We start from the raw sequence: 20,966 nt of genomic DNA on the forward strand, positions 1-20,966 counted from the left end.
ATCTGAAACATCTCACTGGTATAATCAGCAGAATTTGAAAATCCTAATTGTGAAAAGATCACCCCAAACAGGCTCCCAACCACAAATAGAAAGCCGATCAGCACTGCAAGAATCGTTACCAACACTTTTACGATAAACAGTTTCGGATTTGTCGCTGCACTCACTGCCTGTCCTGCAAACCAGGCAGCCCGCTGTGCTCCTTTGTTCTGTTCCATAAAACTCCTTTCTTGCACAGACAGCCCCATTCCATCCCGGAATGAGGCTTGTCCGTTTATCAGGTTCCATCCCCCACACTGCCATCATTGTTCAAGTGGGTTTTGGTATCATATTTATAATAAAAACACAATAAAAATCTGATTATCCGCTAAAACACAGTATCTATCAGCATTTTCAAGGGAACAAATACATCAATTTACTACTTATTTACTACCATTGAATGAGCCTTGATACGCCAGTTTTCCTAGATATGCAAAGATATGGTACAGCACATCAGTATTGAAACAAGAAAAAAATTGAATATTTTATAGACTATGGAACGCCTAAAATGACGTTCCTTTTCTATTTCCAGCCGTTCTTATTGGACGGCTATTTTATTACCAAAAATGAAAGGAGCATTAGATTTATGAAAAAGACATGGAAACGATTGTGTACGGGCTTCTTAGCTCTTGCAACTGTCGTTACTGCTTTACCGACTACACCCGTTCATGCAGAAAGTAAGCAATACTGGACGGAAAGTGCAGAGCGTGTCGGTATCATTGAAAAAGTAATGAATGACGGTTCGATTGGTTCTACATTCAATGAGGGCATGATGAAAGTTGAGGGCGAAACTGCCTATTGTATTGACATCAATACAGATTTTAAGAATGGCTACAAGACCAGAGCTGACGCAAGCTCACGCATGAGTGCCGACCAGATTTCAGATGTGGCGTTATCCTTAGAGTATATCAAACAGTATGGCGAAGCTCACAAGGAACTGAACTACAAGCAAGTCTATCTGTTGGAACAATGTGTAGTCTGGCAGAGATTGAGCGTACATCTTGGCTGGCAATGTGATAACGTGCGAGCTTCTTATGCTGAAATTCCAAAGGCTACGCAGGACGAAGTTTTCTCTGGTGCGAAAGCCTTTGTCAAAGAGAATAAAGGACGCTATGAATGTGGCGGTTATATCTACTCTGGCGAGGGGCAGGAATTGGGACAATTCTGGGCGAAGCTGAATGTCGGAAATGCGAAACTGCAAAAGACTTCCAGTAATACCAGCATTACAGACGGTAACGAAAATTACTCTATTGCTGGTGCAACATACGGTGTCTTTGCTGATAAGGACTGCACAAAACAGCTTGCCACTCTTACGACTGATAAAAACGGAAATACAGATGTTGTAGAGGTAAAAGCAGGCACAATCTATATCAAGGAATTATCCGCACCAGCAGGATATAAGGTAGATAAAACTGTATATTCCTTAAAGGTTGAAGCTGGAAAGACAGCGACTTTGAAAGTATCTGATACGCCAAAAGTAACGGACACTTTGATTGAGCTTTTCAAGATTGACATGGAAACACAGAAAGACAATCCGCAAGGGAACGCTTCTTTAGCAGGTGCGGAATTTACATGGAAGTATTATGCTGGCTACTACAATAAAGATAATCTCCCTGCCGAAGCTACTCGTACATGGGTTACAAAAACAATCGCTGAAACAAACAGCGACGGGACAACCCACTACATCACAAAATTAGCGGACGCTTACAAGGTATCTGGCGACAGCTTCTATATGCAGGACGGCAAAGCAGTTCTTCCACTTGGAACACTAACTGTTGAGGAAACAAAAGCTCCAAGCGGTTACTTGTTAGACGGTGCATATATGCAGGCTGGCGATAAGTCCGAACAGATAAAAGGCTTATATGTAACACAGATTACCGAGGACGGCGACCTTGCCGTATTATCTGGAAGTAACCAGTTTTCCGTATCAGACAAGGTTATCCGTGGCGGTGTCAAAATTCAGAAACGAGATTTAGAAACGGGCGATACCAAACCACAAGGAAGTGCCACTTTGAAAGATACTGCCTTTGACATCATTTCCTTAAATGATAATGCGGTATTGGTTGAGGGCAAGCTCTACAAGAAAAATGAAGTCGTAAAAACAATCCATACAGACCTTGAGGGTGTCGCTTCTACTTCTGCTGACCTTTTACCTTATGGAAAATTCCGTATCGCTGAAAGTGAAGCTCCAAACGGATATTTGACAGACGGTGCAAAACCGATTGATTTTGCAATCACAGAGAATGGAAAAATCGTGGACTTAACCGACGAAGCCCATTCTATCTACAATCAGATTAAGCGTGGAGATATTGAGGGCGTAAAAATCGGTGCAGGCACACACAAGCGTCTTGCTGATGTTCCCTTTAGGATCACAAGCAAGACGACTGGGGAAAGTCATGTTGTAGTAACTGATGATAACGGGCAATTCTCCACTTCTGCTGACTGGGCTTCCCATAAGCACAATACCAACGCAGGCAAGACCAGCGAGGACGGTGTATGGTTTGGGACTTCTGAACCAGACGACAGCAAAGGTGCGTTACCTTACGATACTTATATCATTGAAGAAATGCGTTGCGATAGCAACAAAGGCTTTGAACTTATCCCACCTTTTGAAATCGTGGTATCAAGAAATAACCTTGTGATTGATTTAGGAACGCTGACTGATGAATACGAAAAAGAAATCTCTATCCATACCACAGCGACCAGCAAAGACGGCGAAAAGACTATCCTTGCAGGAAAAGAGGTTACAATCGTTGATACAGTCAAATTAGACGGACTTACAAAAGGCACAAAATATCAGCTCAAAGGCTGGCAGATGTTAAAGGAAGAAAACGCCGAGCTTATCATTGACGGAAAGCGTGTAGAAAATGACTATACCTTTGTCGCTGATGATGAGGAAATGAAAATAGAAATTACATATACATTCAATGCGTCCGAGCTTGGCGGTAAAAATCTGGTAACATTCGAGGAATTATACGATTTGAGCAATCCAGACGAACCCGTAAAAGTTGCGGAGCATAAAGACATTGAGGACGACGGGCAGACGGTACTTATCACAGAGCGTATCATCAAAATTCATACGACGGCTACGGATAAGGACGGTAACAAAGAGATTGAAGCTGGAAAAGACGTTACAATCATTGATACCGTAACCTTAGAGGGCTTAGAAATCGGTACACAGTACAAACTTGTGGGCTGGCAGATGTTGAAAGAAGAAAATGCAGAGCTTCTTATCAATGGAAAACGTGTGGAAAGTGATTATACCTTTACCGCTGACAGCGAAACTATGAAAGTGGAAGTTGCCTTTACCTTTGACGCTACTTCCCTTGACGGCAAACAGCTTGTAACTTTTGAGGAATTGTACGATTTAAGCAATCCAGACGAGCCGAAGAAAGTTACGGAGCATAAGGACATTGAGAACGAGGGACAGACGATTACCTTTAAGGAAAAGCCAGAAGAACCAGAGAAACCCGAAACACCACAGACACCAGAAAAGCCTAGCAGACCGAACGACAGTCCCAAAACGGGCGACACCACAAATGTCATGGCGTTTCTTGTGATGTTGCTTACATCTGCTGGTGGACTGGCTGGAACATATCTTTACAAACGCCGTAAAATGAAGAAATCATAAGGCGGTAACGGTATGAGGAAAGAAAAATCACGCTCTCCGCCGAAGCTGTCAAACGGCAGACTTCCGCTTATTCTGGCTTGTCTGCCGACAACCTGCAAGAACACGGATAGTCAAGGGTGCGAAGCATTTATTTTACCCTTTACTATCGGTGGGATTGCTGGTACTTCCCGAACCGCCAGAATAAGAAATCACAATCAACAAATTTATCAAAAATAGAAAGAAACGAGGTAAAACAATATGGAAATGAAATATGTCGTGCCAGATATGGCACAGTCTTTTGGAACTCTTGAATTTGCAGGCGAAAGTGAGCCAGTCTTTGAAAAAGATAAAAATAACCGCAGGGTCTTAACCAGACGAAGCTATAACCTTTATTCTGACGTACAAAAAGGCGAAAATGTTGTCGTGGAAATTCCCGTGCAGGCTGGCGAAAAGCATTTCAAGTATGAACAGAAAGTAAAACTTGTCAATCCGAAGTTATACGGCAGAGGTTACGCAATCGGCGATATGGGACATACCGATTATGTGTTGCTTGCTGATGATATTGTAGCAGTTGAAGAAAAGTAAAGGAGTGAAGAAGTTATGAGATTATCAAACGGATTTGTTATTGACAAAGAGAAAACATTTGGAGAATTAAAATTTACAGCAGTGCGTGATGTATTCTTACAGAATGCGGACGGGACACCGAGTACCCAGCTTAAAAAGCGTATCTATGATTTGAAATGCAGTCTGCATGGTGGAATTATCCCCGTATCTGTACCGCCAGAAGTACCGTTAAGAGAATTTCCGTACAATGCAGTTGTGGAACTTGTCAATCCCGTAGCCGATACGGTATCACGAAAGACCTATACGGGTGCAGACGTGGACTGGTATGTAAAGGCAGAGGATATTGTGTTGAAAAATAAAGGCAACCTGAACACAGGCAATCCACAGAACCATACACCGCAGGGACAGTCGAAGAAATAAAATGATACAATCAGCTTTTTACTTTGAATAAACAGTAAAGAAAAGTTATAATCTATGTATACTTTTATAATGTTAAAGCAGGTTGACAAATTGCCAACAAAGATTGGTTGAAGAAAACTCTTATTTTTGTAATACTATTCTTGCGGTCGCAAATAAAGAATACTATTAGGAGGCAATATATGAATTTTAATGAAAAGCTGATAAACCTTAGAAAGTCAAAGGGACTTTCTCAAGAAGAATTGGGAAATGAGTTAAAAGTTTCCAGACAAACAATTTCAAAATGGGAGTCATGTCAATCTTATCCAGATTTTCAACGCTTAGTATTGTTAAGCGATTATTTTGGATTAACATTAGACGAATTAGTAAGAGATATTGATGTACAAGAGGTAAGAGAAAAAAACTTGAATAACGAAAAACTATCTTCAATATACAGCGATATGAATGAAGCAAAAAGTTTTATTAGAGTTTGTCTTGCTATTGGCGTAGTAGTTCTTATCTTTTTTGCAATGATTGTTACATATGGAATATTCTTTGTAAAATAAAATGTAAATTTTTGTATATCACTCAAAGCAGTTAGTCTTAGGATTGACTGCTTTTTTCATACCCAGAAAGGAGTGATTGATTTATGCGTATGAATTGGAACAAAGGACACCGTATCAGAGCCAGCGACAAGCACCTTGTCTACCACTTTTCCATAGGGACGCTTCTGTTTGTATTCATGGCGGTTCTCCTGCTACTGAATATCAAACCGCTTATATGTACTGATTGGGAGCATTTCAGCTTGTTAGAGAACGGCTTGACGCTTTCTCCTTACAACTTCATAACCTTACTGATAGCGACTGGTGTTTGTGCATTGGTCGCTTTTCTGTATTACCGTTTCTGTTACGACAGTTTCAAGAAGCTCCTGCACCGTCAAAAGCTGGCAAGAATGATACTGGAAAATAAGTGGTATGAAGCCGATACCATACAAGACAGCGGTTTTTTTACTGACCTGCAAAGCAGATCAAGGGAAAAAATCGTCTGGTTTCCAAAGATTTATTATCAAATGGAAAAGGGACTGCTTCATATCCGCTGTGAAATCACATTAGGAAAATATCAAGACCAGCTTTTACGGTTAGAGGATAAATTGGAAAGTGGCTTATATTGCGAGCTGACTGACAAAACCTTACATGACGGCTATATCGAATATACCCTGCTTTATGATATGATAGCGAACCGTATTACCATTGATGAAGTACGGGCAGAAAACGGCTGTCTTAGACTGATGAAAAATCTTGTCTGGGAATATGACGCACTTCCTCATGCCCTTATCGCTGGTGGGACTGGTGGCGGTAAAACATATTTTCTACTGACGCTCATTGAAGCTTTACTGCATACCAACGCTGTTCTTTATATCTTAGACCCAAAGAACAGCGACCTTGCAGACTTGGGAACAGTCATGCCTAATGTCTATCACACCAAAGAAGAAATGATTGATTGCGTCAATGCCTTTTATGAGGGCATGGTACAGCGAAGTGAGGAAATGAAGCGACACCCGAACTATAAGACGGGCGAAAACTATGCCTATCTGGGACTGCCACCCTGCTTTCTTATCTTTGATGAATATGTGGCATTTTTTGAAATGCTGGGGACGAAAGAAAGCGTGGGCTTACTTAGCCAGTTAAAGAAAATCGTTATGTTAGGACGACAAGCAGGTTATTTCCTTATCGTTGCCTGCCAGCGTCCAGACGCAAAGTATTTCTCGGACGGTATCAGAGATAACTTCAATTTCCGTGTGGGACTTGGGCGTATCAGCGAATTAGGTTACGGTATGCTGTTTGGTTCAGATGTGAAAAAGCAGTTTTTTCAGAAGCGTATCAAGGGGCGTGGATATTGTGATGTGGGAACAAGCGTTATCAGTGAGTTTTACACGCCTTTAGTCCCGAAAGGGCATGATTTTTTGCAGACTATCGGCTCTCTTGCACAAGCAAGGCAGGACGGGACGGCGACGTGCGAAGCGAAAGGCGACGGCACGGACTAGCCGTTGCTGGTGTGGCGTTAGCCACGCCAGCAGGTAAAACCCCTCGGTATCTAACAGAGGGGTACGTTTGCAAATAGACAATAGAGAAAAAACATAGGAAACATAAGGCTTCTGGCATGGTTTCCTAGCAAAAATCAGTTGTGAAGTCGCCTTAAAAAACTTCACACTTGACAGATTGGGGGTATGGTTCTGAATGAAGAACAATGGATAAAAGAATTACGGGAGAAACGGATTGCTTACGGTATCTCACAAGGCAGGCTGGCGGTGGCTTCTGGTATCACAAGGGAATATCTCAACAAGATAGAAAGCGGAAAAATGAAGCCGTCAAAGGAACTTCTGGAAACTCTGTATAAAGAACTGGCAAGGTTCAATCCAGAAGCACCGCTTACCATGCTGTTTGATTATGTGAAAATTCGTTTTCCCACGCTGGATATACAGCACATCATCAAAGATATATTAAAACTGAATATCAATTATATGCTCCATGAAGATTACGGACATTACAGTTATACGGAGCATTATTCTCTGGGGGACATCTTTATCTATACGTCGGCTGACGAAGAAAAAGGTGTCCTTTTAGAGTTAAAGGGGCGTGGTTGCCGACAGTTTGAAAGTTACCTGCTGGCACAGCAAAGAAGCTGGTATGACTTTCTCATGGACGCACTCGTAGACGGTGGCGTGATGAAGCGTATCGACCTTGCTATCAACGACCATACGGGCATTTTGGATATTCCAGAGCTTGCGGAAAAATGCAGGAAACGGGAATATATCGGAAAGTCCAGAAGTTATAAGTTTTACCAGTCTGGCGAACTTATCAAGCACAGAGAGGACGACAGAGAATATATGGGACGTACACTTTATCTTGGTTCGCTGAAATCAGATGTGTATTTCTGTATCTATGAAAAAGACTATGAGCAGTACGTCAAGCTGGGGACACCTCTGGAAGAAGCCGACATTATCAACCGTTTTGAGATACGGCTTAGAAATGAACGTGCTTATTATGCAGTACGAGATTTGCTGACCTATTATGACGCAGAGCAGACCGCCTTTTCTATCATCAACCAGTATGTGCGGTTTGTTGATGAAGAACCAGACAAGCGAAAAAATGACTGGAAACTCAATGACCGCTGGGCTTGGTTTATTGGCGATAACAGACAGAGCTTGAAGCTGACGACAAAGCCAGAGCCTTATACCTTAGACCGTACATTGCGTTGGGTACAAAGGCAGGTAGCACCGACCTTAAAAATGCTGAAAAAGATTGATAAGGGAAACGGTACAGACTACATGGAAACAATCGAACAGCAGGCAAAGCTCACAGAAAAGCATGAAATGATAATCAAACAGCAGACGACCCCTGCAAAAGATTTGGTGGAAAGTTAGGAGTGATAAAAATGTGGGTATTATTAAAAGACTTCCTGCTGGTATCTATGGGAATGGGTATCGGCGTAGTCTTGATGTGTATTTTGAATGTCGGCAAAGAAGCTGACTATGAAATGAAACAATTAAAAGAAAGCGAGGACAAATAACATGAATTTCGGGCAAAATTTGTATCAATGGTTTTTAAGCAACGCACAGAGCTTAGTGCTTATGGCGATTGTAGTTATCGGTATCTACTTAGGTTTCAAGCGTGAGTTTTCCAAACTTATCGGCTTCTTGGTAGTTGCCTTGATTGCTGTCGGCTTGGTATTCAATGCTGGCGGTGTGAAAGATGTACTGTTAGAGCTGTTCAATAAGATTATCGGTGCTTAAAATTTTATTGTGGTGCTGGTATGAGAATGGTATAATATGGATATGAAGAAAACGGCAAATTAGAATTTTTAAGGAGGAATACTTATGGATCGTTTTAAGAAGATTTATCAACAAGGTACGATTGATGTAGTGGAAATTTGGGTTGATACACAAACAGGCGTAAATTATGTTTTCCATAGAAACGGAAATGCAGCGGGATTTACACCATTACTTGATAAAGACGGCAAACCAGTAGTAAGTCAATAGTGCTACAATTCCCAGTTTGACAATTTCATATCCATACACACAAAGCAGTTAGTCTTAGGATTGACTGCTTTTTTCTTACCAAAATTTCAGATTGGAGTGATGAAATGAGCGATATTTTTAAGGATATGCAGGCAAAAGTCGGCTGTGAATATCTTTCTGACCTGCCCTCTTACAAACGTAAGGTGTGGCATGAAATGAAACGATTGACCCCTGCCGACTATGAAGAAAGACAGTTAGAAGATTTTTCAAAGTATGTGTTTGGTATGTCGTACCAGACCATAAAAGATGTGATGAAACAACAGAAAGGACGTGAGGAACAATGCAGGAAACAAGGGTGCTGGTGGAAACGAAAGGAACAACTGGCGAAGAAACAATATCATACTGGTTCGACCTGCCGATAGATGTTGCCGAGTTTGAAGAAAAGTTAGGTGTCGGTGCAGAAAGTGGGGATTACCGTATTATCGAAAAGGTGTTGCCTTATGCTGATGAAGTCCACGAACATACAAGCGTGTACCAGCTCAACGAATTAGATTTTATGTACCGCCAGCTTTCAAGTGATATGCAGGAAGAATATGTATCACTACTTACGGTGTTTGAGAATTTAGAAGCACTTTATATTTGCAGGAACGTGATTACGATTTATCCCGACTGCAAAAGCATGATAGATGTTGCAAAGCAAAAGCTGATGAACGACCCGACATTTAAGCATTTATCCGAGGACTGTCAAGAATATTACTTTGACTTTGAAGCCTACGCTTCTCACTTGCAGGAACACGGGAAATTTTTAGTAACAGAACACGGTATCTTTGAACTGCCAGAGTAGGAAATGAGGTGGTGCTTATGATTGATGATATGGCGGTTTATATCGCTAATCTTGGCAAATACAATGAGGGCTATTTAGTCGGTGCTTGGTTTACATTTCCCATTGACGAGGAAGATGTAAAAGAAAAAATCGGCTTGAATGAACAGTATGAGGAATACGCTATCCATGATACCGACAACTTTCCCATTGCGATTGGCGAGTATGTTTCCATTGAAGAACTCAATGAGATGTATGAAATGATAGAGGAACTTCCCGACTATATCGTAGAATGTCTGGACGAATTTATCAGCCACTACGGGACGCTGGAAGAAGTCGTGGAACACAAGGACGATATTTATTATTATCCCGACTGTGAAACCATGACAGATGTTGCCTACTACTACATAGACGAATTGCAGGCACTTGGGGATATTCCACCCAGCTTACAGAATTACATTGACTATGAAGCCTACGGGCGAGATTTGGATATGGGCGGTTGCTTCATTGAAACAAGCCGAGGTATGTGCGAGATACCATATTAACGCTGGAAGATCAGCGACAAGCATTGTTGCTACTGACAGCGTATTTCTCTTTAAGGGACAGTCTGAAAATGGCTGTCCTTTTCTCTTTGAAGAACTTACGAAAGGAGCTGAAAGAACTTGAAAAAGATTAAATCTTACACGGGTATCTGGAACGTGGAAAAAGTCTTATATGCAATCAATGATTTTAACTTGCCCTTTCCCGTTACTTTTACACAGATTACATGGTTTGTGATTACGGAATTTATCATCATTCTGTTTGGGGATATTCCCCCACTTTCCATGATTGAGGGAGCATTTCTCAAATACTTCGGTATTCCCGTTGCTCTCACTTGGTTTATGTCGCAGAAAACCTTTGACGGAAAGAAGCCGTACAGCTTTTTGAAATCACAGATAACCTATGCCCTGCGACCAAAAATCACTTATGCAGGAAAAGCCGTAAAACTGCATAAGCAGACCTTAAATGAAACAATCACGGCAGTAAGGAGTGTGAACTATGTTCCCGATAAAATATATTGACAATAACCTTGTCTGGAACAAGGACAATGAGGTGTTTGCTTACTATGAATTGATACCGTACAACTATTCTTTCTTATCCGCAGAGCAGAAATTTATCGTGCATGACAGCTTTCGACAGCTCATTGCACAGTCCCGTGAGGGTAAAATTCATGCGTTGCAGATTGCCACAGAAAGCTCAATACGAAGTATGCAGGAGCAGTCAAAGAAACTGGTAACGGGAAAATTAAAGGAAGTTGCCTACCAGAAGATAGACGAACAGACCGAAGCGTTAGTATCTATGATTGGGGATAATCAAGTGGACTACCGCTTTTTTCTTGGCTTTAAGCTCATGGTTACGGAAGAACAGCTTAATCTGAAGAACATCAAAAAATCGGCGTGGCTGACGTTCACGGAATTTCTCCATGAAGTGAACCACACGCTGATGAATGATTTTGTTTCCATGCCGAATGATGAAATCAACCGTTACATGAAAATGGAAAAGTTACTGGAAAATAAAATCTCCCGTCGCTTTAAGGTGCGTCGCTTGGAAATCAATGACTTTGGCTATCTCATGGAACATCTTTACGGCAGGGACGGTATCGCCTATGAAGATTATGAGTACCAGCTACCAAAGAAGAACTATAAGAAAGAAACGCTGATAAAATACTACGACCTTATTCGTCCGACAAGGTGTGTGATTGAGGAAAGCCAGCGATATTTACGATTGGAACATGAGGATAAGGAAAGCTATGTGTCTTACTTTACCATCAATGCGATTGTCGGGGAGCTTGATTTTCCGTCGTCTGAAATCTTCTATTTCCAGCAACAGCAATTCACATTCCCCGTTGATACTTCTATGAATGTAGAAATCGTGGAGAACCGAAAAGCATTAACGACCGTCCGCAACAAGAAAAAGGAATTGAAAGATTTGGACAATCACGCCTATCAAGCAGGAAGTGAAACCAGCTCAAATGTGGTGGACGCATTAGACAGCGTGGACGAGCTGGAAACGGATTTAGACCAGACAAAAGAAAGTATGTATAAGTTAAGCTACGTGATACGGGTGTCTGCACCCGATCTTGACGAGCTGAAACGCCGTTGTGATGAAGTCAAGGACTTTTACGACGACCTCAATGTAAAGCTGGTGCGTCCTGCTGGGGATATGCTGGGGCTTCATTCTGAATTTTTACCAGCCAGCAAGCGATATATCAATGATTATGTGCAGTATGTAAAATCAGATTTTCTAGCAGGGCTTGGTTTTGGTGCGACACAGCAGTTAGGAGAAACTACGGGTATCTATATGGGCTATTCTGTTGATACGGGAAGAAATGTGTACCTGCAACCGTCCCTTGCCAGTCAAGGTGTAAAAGGTACAGTTACCAACGCTTTAGCGTCTGCTTTTGTCGGTTCGCTTGGCGGTGGGAAATCGTTCTGTAACAATCTTCTGGTATATTACGCGGTGCTGTTTGGCGGTCAAGCACTTCTGTTAGACCCTAAAAGTGAGCGTGGCAACTGGAAAGAAACACTTCCAGAAATCGCCCATGAAATCAATATCGTAAACCTAACAAGCGATAAAGGCAATGCAGGACTTCTTGACCCGTTTGTGATTATGAAGAATGTAAAAGACGCTGAAAGTCTGGCAATCGACATCTTAACATTCCTTACGGGTATTTCCTCTAGGGACGGCGAAAAATTTCCTGTGTTACGTAAGGCGGTTCGTTCCGTTACCCAGAGTGACAAACGAGGCTTGCTCCATGTGATAGACGAGCTACGCCGTGAAGATACACCCATAGCAAGAAATATCGCAGACCATATCGACAGTTTCACGGACTACGATTTTGCACACCTGCTGTTTTCAGACGGAACGGTGGAAAATGCTATCAGTTTAGATAACCAGCTTAACATCATTCAAGTAGCCGACCTTGTACTGCCAGATAAGGACACGACCTTTGAGGAATACACGACCATTGAATTATTATCGGTGTCTATGCTGATTGTGATTAGTACCTTTGCCCTTGATTTTATCCATTCGGACAGAAGCATTTTTAAGATTGTCGATTTGGACGAAGCGTGGGCGTTCTTAAACGTGGCACAAGGCGAAACTTTATCAAATAAGCTGGTTCGTGCTGGACGTGCTATGCAGGCAGGCGTTTATTTTGTTACACAATCTTCTGGGGACGTGTCAAAAGAAAGTCTGAAAAACAATATCGGCTTGAAGTTTGCCTTTCGTAGTACCGACTTGGGCGAGATAAAGCAGACCTTAGAATTTTTCGGTATCGACAAGGACGACGAGAACAATCAGAAACGCTTGCGTGATTTGGAGAACGGACAATGTTTATTGCAGGACTTATACGGGCGTGTCGGTGTGGTGCAGATACACCCAGTCTTTGAAGAACTGCTACACGCCTTTGATACCAGACCGCCCGTGCAGAGAAATGAGGTGGAGTGATGAAAGAAAGGATAAAAGGTGCGTTCACAAAAAAGAAGATTTTCCACTTTCTCAAAATGGCTCTGTTTGTCGTGGCACTCTCCCTTATCCTGCTTTCACTTCTGGGGACGGTGGCTCATGCGACGGGGCTTGTGGACGATACCATAAACGCAGAAAATCTCTATTCAAAATATCCCCTTTCCAACTACCAGCTTGATTTTTATGTAGACAATAGCTGGTCGTGGCTTCCGTGGAACTGGCTGGACGGGATTGGAAAATCGGTGCAGTATGGGCTTTACTGCATTACCAACTTTGTCTGGACGATAAGCCTTTATTTAAGCAATGCAACGGGCTATGTGGTGCAGGAAGCCTATAAGCTGGACTTCATCAACGATATGGCAGACAGTATCGGAAAGAGCATACAGACCCTTGCAGGCGTTACCGAGAACGGCTTTTCTTCTACGGGCTTTTATGTTGGTTTCCTGCTTCTCATTATCTTAGTCGTTGGAATGTATGTTGCCTATACGGGACTGATAAAACGGGAAACCAGCAAGGCACTTCACGCTGTTATCAACTTTGTGGTGGTGTTCGTGCTGTCCGCTTCGTTTATTGCCTATGCTCCCGACTACATCAAGAAGATAAATGAATTTTCATCAGACATCAGCACCGCTTCTTTGGACTTGGGAACAAAAATCATGCTCCCTAATTCTGACAGCGAGGGCAAGGACAGCGTAAACTTGATACGGGACAGCCTATTTTCTATTCAAGTACAACAGCCGTGGCTCTTGCTTCAATTCGGGAACAGCAACGCAGAAGAAATCGGGACAGACCGTGTAGAAGCTCTCGTATCGGCAAGTCCAGAGGACGAGGACGGGAAAACCAGAGAGGAAGTCGTGAAAACAGAAATCGAGGACAACGACAATAACAATCTGACAATACCGCAGGTCGTGAACCGTTTGGGTATGGTGTTCTTCCTCTTGTTCTTTAACTTGGGTATCACGATATTTGTATTCTTGCTTACGGGCATGATGTTGTTCAGCCAGATACTTTTTATTATCTTTGCAATGTTTTTACCTATCAGTTTTTTACTTTCCATGATACCGAGCTATGAAAGCATGGCAAAGCAGGCAATCGTAAGGGTATTTAATACCATAATGACACGGGCAGGAATAACGCTTATTGTAACGGTGGCGTTCAGCATTTCCAGTATGTTTTATAACATTTCCACGGACTATCCGTTTTTCATGGTGGCGTTCTTGCAGATAGTATGTTTCGCTGGTATCTACATGAAGCTGGGCGATTTAATGAGTATGTTCTCTTTAAACGCTGGCGACAGTCAAAGCATGGGACGCAGGATATTCCGCAGACCGTATCTGTTTATGCGACATCGGGCTAGGCGTATGGAACACCGTATTGCAAGGGCGGTAAGTGCTGGCGGTATTTCGGGCGGTGTGGCTGGTGCGGTGGTTGGAAGTGCCGTTACTGGCAAACGGGCGGAAAGAAAAAATACAGCTTCTAAAGAAAATCGGGGCAATACCACTTCCAGCATGGGACAGCGTGCAGGCTCAAAGGTGGGTGCTGTCTTAGATACGAAAAATAAAGTGAAAGACAAAGCAAATGCTGTCAAAGAAAACATCAAGGATATGCCGACACAGACCGCTTATGCGGTGTATTCCGCAAAGGAAAAGGCAAAGTCCAGCGTGTACGACTTCAAGCGTGGCATGGTGCAGGAACAGCAGTCCAGACAGACGGGGCGTTTGGAAAAGCAGGAACAGCATAGACAGGATATCGCTGACAAGCGTATGAAGCTTCAAAAGGCACAAGAAGCAAGGCAGGCACAGCGAAAGTCTGACGGATCAGCGACAACGGGAGCTACCCGTCCCCATGAGCGACCAGCCACAGCTTCAAAGCCGAGTGCGGAAAAAATGCAGGAAGTCAAACGCCCTGCCACAGCGACCACTTCAAAGATAAGTGAGCCAGTCAAAGCAAATGTTATCAAAGAGCGTCCGCTATCTTCTGGTGCTTCTGATAGAAAAGCGACCCAACCTGCACAGCAAGTACATAGGCAGAATGTAGAAAAAGTGGTATCGCAGGAAACACGCCAGAATGACACCAAAGACCGCAGGACAAAGGTTCAGCAGACGCAGACCGTCCAGAAGAACCAGCAGACCACAGAGAAAACCCGTAACCTTGTAACGAAGAAAGGACAGAAGAAAAAATGAAACTGAAACATATCGCTCTTATCGGCAGTCTGTTTCCTATCCTCTTTTCTCTGGTGCTTTTCTTTGGTGTCCTCATTAGTGCGGACAGCGACGACGAGAACAGCAACTTTTCTTCTGGCATTACGGGTATGAACTTATCCGCAGAAGTTTTGAAACATCAGCCTATGGTGGAAAAATACGCCAGAGAAAACGGTATCTCCGAGTATGTCAATGTGCTGTTGGCTATCATTCAAGTAGAAAGTGGCGGTACGGCAGAAGATGTTATGCAGAGTTCGGAAAGTCTTGGTTTACCGCCCAACTCTTTAGATACGGAAAGTTCAATCAAGCAGGGGTGTAAATATTTTGCGTCCCTGCTTTCTTCTTGCAAAAATCAAGGTATCGACGATTTGAATGTAGCGATACAGTCCTATAACTATGGCGGTGGTTATGTGGGATATGTGGCAGGAAAAGGAAAGAAACACACCTTTAACCTTGCAGAGAGCTTCGCCCGTGAAAAATCGGGTGGAAAGAAAGTAACTTACACCAACCCGATAGCCGTTGCAAAGAATGGGGGCTGGCGGTATGGCTATGGAAATATGTTCTATGTGGAATTAGTCAATCAGTATTTAACTGTACCGCAGGTATCGGGAGAACTGGCACAAAAGGTCATGAATGAAGCGTTGAAATATCAAGGCTGGAAATATGTGTATGGCGGTAGCAATCCCAACACTTCCTTTGACTGTTCGGGATTGACGCAATGGTGCTATGGAAAAGCTGGTATCTCCTTACCGAGAACGGCACAAGCACAGTATGACGCTACCCAACATCTGCCACTCTCGCAGGCAAAGGCTGGGGACTTGGTATTTTTCCATTCTACCTATAACGCTGGTACTTATGTAACGCACGTCGGTATTCTCGTTTCGCCGACACAGATGTACCATGCAGGCAACCCGATAGGATATGCAGACCTAAGTAGTAGTTACTGGCAACAGCACTTAATCGGTGCAGGACGAGTAAAACAATAGAAAGGACTTGAAAATATGTTTAAGAAGAATAAGAAACAGACAGAAAATATCAAAGAAAAAAAGGTGCGTACTGTCAAGGTAGGCACACATAAGAAAACTGTGATTGCGTTATGGGTGGTGCTTATCGCAAGCGTGAGCTTTGGGGTGTATAAGAACTTTACCGCTATCGACCAGCACACGACCCATGAAAAAGAAGTCATTGAGCTTCGCTTGCAGGACACCAACGGGATAGAAAATTTCGTGAAGAACTTTGCGAAGTCCTATTACACATGGAATAACAGCAAAGAAGCGATTGAAGCAAGGACGCAGGCAATCAGCGGTTATCTGACAAAGGAATTGCAGGACTTGAATGTTGATACAATCAGAACGGATATACCGACCAGCTCCACAGTTACAGATGTGATTGTATGGAGTATTGAACAGTCGGGAATGGACACTTTTTCTGCTACCTACGAAGTAGATCAGCAGATAAAAGAGGGAGAACAGACAAGCAATGTGAAAGCAACCTATATAGTAAAAGTCCATGTAGACGCTGACGGGGATATGGTAATCATTCAGAACCCTACCCTTGCACCAGCAATCGAAAAATCAGACTATGAACCTAAGACACCAGAAGCAGACGCAAGCGTAGACGCTGATACCGTAAATGACGCTACGGCATTTCTGGAAACATTCTTCAAGCTGTACCCTACCGCTACAGAAACGGAGCTTGCTTATTATGTAGAGGGAAATGCCCTTGAACCGATAAATGGGGACTATCTCTATTCCGAGCTTGGCAATCCCGTGTTTACAAAGGACGGGGGCAATGTGAAAGTCAAGGTATCTGTGAAGTTCATTGACAATCAGACAAAGGCGGCACAGGTATCACAGTATGAATTAACACTTTATAAGGATAGTAACTGGAAAATATTATCCAATAATAAATAAAAAATGAAAGGAGCAAAAGCTCCTTTCGTATTTTATTTTATTGGTGCTTTATCCATTTCATATCCATATATTTTATAATCTTGACTATATAGATTTGCTAAAGAAAAATAATCTCCTGTAGGTAAAAATTCACTTCTATCAATACTGTGTTGTGTCAACAATTTAGATTTATTTGTATTGTTAATATTGGAAGTTATAATTGCAGTATGGTCTATATCTCCATCTTTGGTAAAGTCTACTGAAATTACATCTCCTGCTGTAAGTAAATCTGATGTTTTTGCTATACCAGCTCTGGATTCCCAATGCTGATAAAAATTATTAGCTCCACCCCATGTATGTGATGGCTTTCCATTATCATAATACCAGTTTTTAGATTGTCTATGTGGTAAAATCAATCCTGATTTTCTATATTGAAAACCACCATAACTTAAACATTGTGAAACAAAATTTGTACAGTCGCTCCAACCTCTTCTTATTGCAGACTGTCCCTCTGCATTTTCATCTAAATCATTGTAATCATTAGAATTAAGGTCTTGCTTATAATAATTAGCATAATATGGAAAATCTGTATTATTTGTTCTATTCCACCATTGCTTTGCATATTGAGTAGCTTTATTAGAAGAGTACCCATTTGATTCTCTATTATCACTAGGAGCTATTTTGTTAGATAATTCAGTTGAACTCTTACTTATTGGTAATAACAATTCAAGTTCTTCAGAATTAAATTCTTTTTCTTTTAAACAAGAAATGATTTTTTTATTAGATTCTGCATTTTCATAAATATCTATAAATTCTGCAAATTCCGCTAGTTTATCATTAAGTTCCTTATTAGTAGAAGTTGGTATAGCATAACCTTTAATATATTGTTGAAATTCATAGTTATCTAAATCCGCTACAATACCTAGTACACTAGCTTTTTCTGCTATGTAGTTATACGCTTCTTTATACTTAATAAGAGCTTCTTCTTTAGTGATTGTTGTTTCAGGAAACAAATTGATTTCCATTCCTTGATATGTAAATTCATTGAATAATCTATATTCATTATCATAGAACATAGAGTTCTCTATACATTCTTGTAAATCACTTGGATTTTGACTACTTGCATAAACAGGACTACCTAATGTAGTAATGATAGTTGTAATCAATAAAACTGAAAATATTTTTTTCATAATCGCTCCTAATTTCTATTTTTATTTAAACTTATGACTTTATTACATTCACTAACAAGCCTATCATCATGTGTAGCTAAAATAACAATTGCCCCATTTGAAGCACATTCTTTTAATAAGCTAATCACGATTTGTCTATTTTCAGAATCAAGAGAAGCAGTAGGCTCATCAGCATAGATAATAGAAGCATTTTTTAATATTGCCCTTGCTATACCTATGCGTTGCTTTTCTCCACCAGAGAGTACGATTGCTAGTTCAGAATCTCTACCATTTAAACCAACTTTATCTAATATGTTTTTCACAGCTTTACTTTTAGCTTTTGACTTATCTAATGTAATGTTATATGCTACAGTTTCATCTTCGATAATTCCATAATCTTGATAAATAAATGTCGCATATTTATGCCAAAATTTCGTTTTATCCTTATCGTTCCACTTTGAAGTATCTTTGCCATTTATCAAAATAGAACCACTTTCTATTGGCTGTATTAAACCTAAACAATTTAATAATGTCGTTTTTCCACACCCAGAAGAACCTGTGAGAGCTACCATATCTCCACTATTCATTGTGTCTGTGATATTTGAGAAAATGCGTTTTCCTTTGATTACAACGCTTATACTATTCATTTTAATTTCCATTTTTACACCCCATTTTTTACTCATTTCTTGTTGCTACTTTGTAAAATGCTTGTCTAGTACATATATGATAAGCAACAAAATTACTCAAGCAATATAAAATCAAAATAATAATGCTCACTGATAAAACTGTAATAATTTCTGGTCGTCTTATAACAAAAGAAATTACTGCTCCAATGATTACCGTGATTATCGCAATAAATGATTCATGCACAAAGGTTTGCATTATTATTTCTTTGTATGATTTTCCGAATGTATGTAACGTAAATATTCGTTTTCTGTTTTCGCTTACCCATAACTGTGCGGTAAGAATACCTGCAAAAATCATAGATACAAAAATTAGAATACAAGCTATCACATAGAATACAGCTTCTTTTGCAAATTTTTGAGCTTGTGATAAAGCAACATCAGCAATAGTATCTATCGAAACAACGTAATCTTTTACAGGTGTTTTTGCTAATTCAGTTCTCAATAAATTTTCATCTGGAAAAACAACATTACCACTTGAACAAGCAGGTAACATAAAACCTAATGTATTTAATGATTGTACTGGATTATCCACTAATATAACTAATGGATTTTTAGCTTGTATAGTGCTTCCACCATAGCCAACATTTGGCGGTAAAGCTAAAAATTTATCTCCGCTAAATTCATAGAAGTTAATTCCGCTAGGCTGGATTTCTTCTGTCTTAGTCCATAAAGGCATTTGAACATTTATAAAGTCCTGTAGTGGTTTATCTAAATCGTTCAATTCAATTTTATTCAATTCTCCACCACTTTTATTTTCTTCTATTCCAATATCAAAAGAATCAACCCATGATTTATCAGTAACTATTATGTGGTCGTAACCACCGTATTCTTCCTCACTTAATTGTATAGATTTATCAATAGATAAAGATAAGAATAAATTATCGTTATCTGCCATATTTGCAAAAAAATCATCAACATATGGCAACATTTTATCTGTACTTAATGAATCTAAATCGCTGAAAGATATACTTACAATGCTTTGCATATTTTCCCATAAAGAATACTCATTAGATAACTGCTGTAAAATGTAAGCAGATGTTATGGTGCTTGGTACTATCAAAAGAGCTAATATTATTGACATAATTCTAGTGCCAATACTGAGCATTCTGAATTTTTTGAAAGGAATTTCTCTTTTCGCAAGATGTTCTGTTTTTGGTTTGACAATCATTGAAATACCGAAACTAATCAATGCTGAAATAACAACCAATACCAATAGTGTTATAATATCCTTAGATAACAATAATGTAATTTGTTTAAAATCATTAGTAATTCCAATATATACCCAAAATGCTATGAGTGAAATTAAATAACTGGATATAAACATTTTTGATAGTGTTAATGTATCTTCAATATGAATTTTTTTAATGTCTACTCCACTCAATAATCTTATACTTCTTCCTTTTGAGTGTGAAATAAACCATGTCAATAATACTGAAATGAATAATAATAATACTGTTAAAATAACATTTCCAACACCATTATGAACTAAATTGTAATACAAACTTTTTATAAACGATACTTTTCTCAACCATTGAATAGTAATTCCGTTATCATTAGCCCAGTTTTCTATATCCTGTTTAAAATTCTGATTTCCCTTTACTGCATAATTTCCATATAAAGGTCTATTACCAATATCTTTAGATGAAATTAACTTTCCCTCTAAACTTGAATCTAACCATTTAATATTATCATTATCAATAATAATGTCAGAACTTTTTGGTTTCTCATCTCCAAAGTAAATGATGTCTTTTTTATTTTTATATTCATCACTAGGAATAACAACTTTTACTAAAGTAGCATTGTGCTTATTCGTGATATTATCTAATTCTGAAATAAGTTGTTCTTTCGTAGTACCAGTTTCAGCAATATTTAATACAAGTTGTTCTGTTGTACCTAAAGGTAATTGCTGTTGGTCATTCATTAAATTCTGAAAGATCATAATGAATGAAAATAAAGCTAAAATAAAACTAATCAATCTAATGCCATGTTTATTCATAAAAATATCAACTCCATTATCCTATTTATTAAATAAAATAGGCTTCGATGACAAGCACCGAAGCCTAAAAT

21 protein-coding genes are annotated in these 20,966 nt (G+C 40.2%); 17 read left to right on the top strand and 4 right to left on the bottom strand.

Annotated elements, in window-relative coordinates; genetic code table 11:
• Nucleotides 1-215, bottom strand: a 215-nt coding sequence (locus tag DXB15_RS04665) for a hypothetical protein (RefSeq protein WP_187119645.1), incomplete at its 3' end; no start/stop codon positions are given.
• A 407-nt stretch (nucleotides 216-622) separates the two neighbouring features.
• Between DXB15_RS04665 and DXB15_RS04670 the strand changes: the two genes are divergently transcribed.
• From DXB15_RS04670 to DXB15_RS04760, 17 genes are all read left to right on the top strand, one after another.
• Nucleotides 623-3,667: an SrtB-anchored collagen-binding adhesin gene (locus DXB15_RS04670; RefSeq protein WP_118702205.1), complete on the top strand. Its 3,045-nt coding sequence runs from the start codon at nucleotides 623-625 to the stop codon at nucleotides 3,665-3,667.
• Nucleotides 3,668-3,904: 237 nt separating this feature from the next.
• A complete protein-coding gene (locus DXB15_RS04680) occupies nucleotides 3,905-4,231 on the top strand; it encodes a YdcP family protein (RefSeq protein ID WP_002323337.1) in 327 nt (108 codons plus the stop codon).
• 15 nt (nucleotides 4,232-4,246) lie between these two features.
• Entirely contained in the window at nucleotides 4,247-4,630 is a 384-nt protein-coding gene (locus DXB15_RS04685; protein WP_118702206.1) for a YdcP family protein, read from the top strand.
• 179 nt (nucleotides 4,631-4,809) lie between these two features.
• Nucleotides 4,810-5,172 (top strand): helix-turn-helix domain-containing protein, encoded by a 363-nt coding sequence (locus tag DXB15_RS04690; protein WP_015555127.1) that lies wholly within the window; start codon nucleotides 4,810-4,812, stop codon nucleotides 5,170-5,172.
• 83 nt (nucleotides 5,173-5,255) lie between these two features.
• Nucleotides 5,256-6,650: an FtsK/SpoIIIE domain-containing protein gene (locus tag DXB15_RS04695; RefSeq protein WP_118702207.1), complete on the top strand. Its 1,395-nt coding sequence runs from the start codon at nucleotides 5,256-5,258 to the stop codon at nucleotides 6,648-6,650.
• A gap of 183 nt (nucleotides 6,651-6,833) precedes the next feature.
• The gene (mobT, locus tag DXB15_RS04705; protein ID WP_003431664.1) at nucleotides 6,834-8,030 is read left to right on the top strand and encodes a MobT family relaxase; all 1,197 of its coding nucleotides are present in this window, start codon (nucleotides 6,834-6,836) and stop codon (nucleotides 8,028-8,030) included.
• Nucleotides 8,031-8,041: 11 nt separating this feature from the next.
• The gene (locus DXB15_RS04710; RefSeq protein WP_021651360.1) at nucleotides 8,042-8,176 is read left to right on the top strand and encodes a DUF3789 domain-containing protein; all 135 of its coding nucleotides are present in this window, start codon (nucleotides 8,042-8,044) and stop codon (nucleotides 8,174-8,176) included.
• Between the two features lies 1 nt (nucleotide 8,177).
• Entirely contained in the window at nucleotides 8,178-8,399 is a 222-nt protein-coding gene (locus tag DXB15_RS04715) for a hypothetical protein (RefSeq protein WP_002323342.1), read from the top strand.
• A gap of 84 nt (nucleotides 8,400-8,483) precedes the next feature.
• A complete protein-coding gene (locus tag DXB15_RS04720) occupies nucleotides 8,484-8,645 on the top strand; it encodes a DUF6440 family protein (RefSeq protein WP_022615845.1) in 162 nt (53 codons plus the stop codon).
• Between the two features lie 104 nt (nucleotides 8,646-8,749).
• Entirely contained in the window at nucleotides 8,750-9,046 is a 297-nt protein-coding gene (locus DXB15_RS04725; RefSeq protein WP_118702208.1) for a conjugal transfer protein, read from the top strand.
• Nucleotides 8,965-9,468 (top strand): antirestriction protein ArdA, encoded by a 504-nt coding sequence (locus DXB15_RS04730; protein WP_118702209.1) that lies wholly within the window; start codon nucleotides 8,965-8,967, stop codon nucleotides 9,466-9,468. The genes DXB15_RS04725 and DXB15_RS04730 overlap by 82 nt, the downstream gene beginning before the upstream one ends.
• A gap of 17 nt (nucleotides 9,469-9,485) precedes the next feature.
• Nucleotides 9,486-9,989 (top strand): antirestriction protein ArdA, encoded by a 504-nt coding sequence (locus tag DXB15_RS04735; RefSeq protein WP_002323345.1) that lies wholly within the window; start codon nucleotides 9,486-9,488, stop codon nucleotides 9,987-9,989.
• Between the two features lie 117 nt (nucleotides 9,990-10,106).
• Nucleotides 10,107-10,505, top strand: coding sequence for a conjugal transfer protein (locus DXB15_RS04740; protein WP_004843362.1), 399 nt, complete (start codon nucleotides 10,107-10,109; stop codon nucleotides 10,503-10,505).
• On the top strand, nucleotides 10,483-12,933 hold the full coding sequence (locus DXB15_RS04745; protein WP_118702210.1) for an ATP-binding protein: 2,451 nt from the start codon (nucleotides 10,483-10,485) through the stop codon (nucleotides 12,931-12,933). The genes DXB15_RS04740 and DXB15_RS04745 overlap by 23 nt, the downstream gene beginning before the upstream one ends.
• On the top strand, nucleotides 12,933-15,134 hold the full coding sequence (locus DXB15_RS04750; protein WP_118702211.1) for a CD3337/EF1877 family mobilome membrane protein: 2,202 nt from the start codon (nucleotides 12,933-12,935) through the stop codon (nucleotides 15,132-15,134). Before DXB15_RS04745 ends, DXB15_RS04750 begins: the two co-directional genes overlap by 1 nt.
• Nucleotides 15,131-16,138, top strand: coding sequence for a bifunctional lytic transglycosylase/C40 family peptidase (locus DXB15_RS04755; protein WP_117632409.1), 1,008 nt, complete (start codon nucleotides 15,131-15,133; stop codon nucleotides 16,136-16,138). Before DXB15_RS04750 ends, DXB15_RS04755 begins: the two co-directional genes overlap by 4 nt.
• Nucleotides 16,139-16,153: 15 nt before the next feature.
• Nucleotides 16,154-17,065, top strand: coding sequence for a conjugal transfer protein (locus DXB15_RS04760; RefSeq protein ID WP_118702212.1), 912 nt, complete (start codon nucleotides 16,154-16,156; stop codon nucleotides 17,063-17,065).
• Nucleotides 17,066-17,097: 32 nt separating this feature from the next.
• On the opposite strand, the gene DXB15_RS04765 is transcribed toward DXB15_RS04760, so the two are convergent.
• The 3 genes from DXB15_RS04765 to DXB15_RS04775 are packed head-to-tail and all read right to left on the bottom strand — an operon-like array spanning nucleotide 17,098 to nucleotide 20,895.
• Entirely contained in the window at nucleotides 17,098-18,234 is a 1,137-nt protein-coding gene (locus DXB15_RS04765; RefSeq protein WP_117632411.1) for an amidase domain-containing protein, read from the bottom strand.
• An 8-nt stretch (nucleotides 18,235-18,242) separates the two neighbouring features.
• Nucleotides 18,243-18,872, bottom strand: a complete 630-nt coding sequence (locus DXB15_RS04770) for an ABC transporter ATP-binding protein (RefSeq protein ID WP_032506571.1) — start codon at nucleotides 18,870-18,872, stop codon at nucleotides 18,243-18,245.
• A 16-nt stretch (nucleotides 18,873-18,888) separates the two neighbouring features.
• Nucleotides 18,889-20,895, bottom strand: coding sequence for a DUF6619 domain-containing protein (locus DXB15_RS04775; protein WP_117632412.1), 2,007 nt, complete (start codon nucleotides 20,893-20,895; stop codon nucleotides 18,889-18,891).
• Nucleotides 20,896-20,966 lie beyond the last annotated feature (71 nt).

Origin of the sequence: Roseburia sp. OM02-15 (assembly GCF_003481835.1) — a bacterium.
In the GTDB taxonomy this organism is placed as follows: domain Bacteria; phylum Bacillota; class Clostridia; order Lachnospirales; family Lachnospiraceae; genus Eubacterium_I; species Eubacterium_I ramulus_A.

Coding starts and splice junctions, on each gene's coding strand:
- DXB15_RS04720 (WP_022615845.1), top strand. CDS start 8,484: ATGGATCGTTTTAAGAAGATTTATCAACAAGGTACGATTGATGTAGTG.
- DXB15_RS04735 (WP_002323345.1), top strand. CDS start 9,486: ATGATTGATGATATGGCGGTTTATATCGCTAATCTTGGCAAATACAAT.
- DXB15_RS04680 (WP_002323337.1), top strand. CDS start 3,905: ATGGAAATGAAATATGTCGTGCCAGATATGGCACAGTCTTTTGGAACT.
- mobT (WP_003431664.1), top strand. CDS start 6,834: ATGGTTCTGAATGAAGAACAATGGATAAAAGAATTACGGGAGAAACGG.
- DXB15_RS04725 (WP_118702208.1), top strand. CDS start 8,750: ATGAGCGATATTTTTAAGGATATGCAGGCAAAAGTCGGCTGTGAATAT.
- DXB15_RS04685 (WP_118702206.1), top strand. CDS start 4,247: ATGAGATTATCAAACGGATTTGTTATTGACAAAGAGAAAACATTTGGA.
- DXB15_RS04745 (WP_118702210.1), top strand. CDS start 10,483: ATGTTCCCGATAAAATATATTGACAATAACCTTGTCTGGAACAAGGAC.
- DXB15_RS04770 (WP_032506571.1), bottom strand. CDS start 18,872: ATGGAAATTAAAATGAATAGTATAAGCGTTGTAATCAAAGGAAAACGC.
- DXB15_RS04715 (WP_002323342.1), top strand. CDS start 8,178: ATGAATTTCGGGCAAAATTTGTATCAATGGTTTTTAAGCAACGCACAG.
- DXB15_RS04775 (WP_117632412.1), bottom strand. CDS start 20,895: ATGAATAAACATGGCATTAGATTGATTAGTTTTATTTTAGCTTTATTT.
- DXB15_RS04765 (WP_117632411.1), bottom strand. CDS start 18,234: ATGAAAAAAATATTTTCAGTTTTATTGATTACAACTATCATTACTACA.
- DXB15_RS04730 (WP_118702209.1), top strand. CDS start 8,965: ATGCAGGAAACAAGGGTGCTGGTGGAAACGAAAGGAACAACTGGCGAA.
- DXB15_RS04690 (WP_015555127.1), top strand. CDS start 4,810: ATGAATTTTAATGAAAAGCTGATAAACCTTAGAAAGTCAAAGGGACTT.
- DXB15_RS04760 (WP_118702212.1), top strand. CDS start 16,154: ATGTTTAAGAAGAATAAGAAACAGACAGAAAATATCAAAGAAAAAAAG.
- DXB15_RS04750 (WP_118702211.1), top strand. CDS start 12,933: ATGAAAGAAAGGATAAAAGGTGCGTTCACAAAAAAGAAGATTTTCCAC.
- DXB15_RS04755 (WP_117632409.1), top strand. CDS start 15,131: ATGAAACTGAAACATATCGCTCTTATCGGCAGTCTGTTTCCTATCCTC.
- DXB15_RS04695 (WP_118702207.1), top strand. CDS start 5,256: ATGCGTATGAATTGGAACAAAGGACACCGTATCAGAGCCAGCGACAAG.
- DXB15_RS04670 (WP_118702205.1), top strand. CDS start 623: ATGAAAAAGACATGGAAACGATTGTGTACGGGCTTCTTAGCTCTTGCA.
- DXB15_RS04710 (WP_021651360.1), top strand. CDS start 8,042: ATGTGGGTATTATTAAAAGACTTCCTGCTGGTATCTATGGGAATGGGT.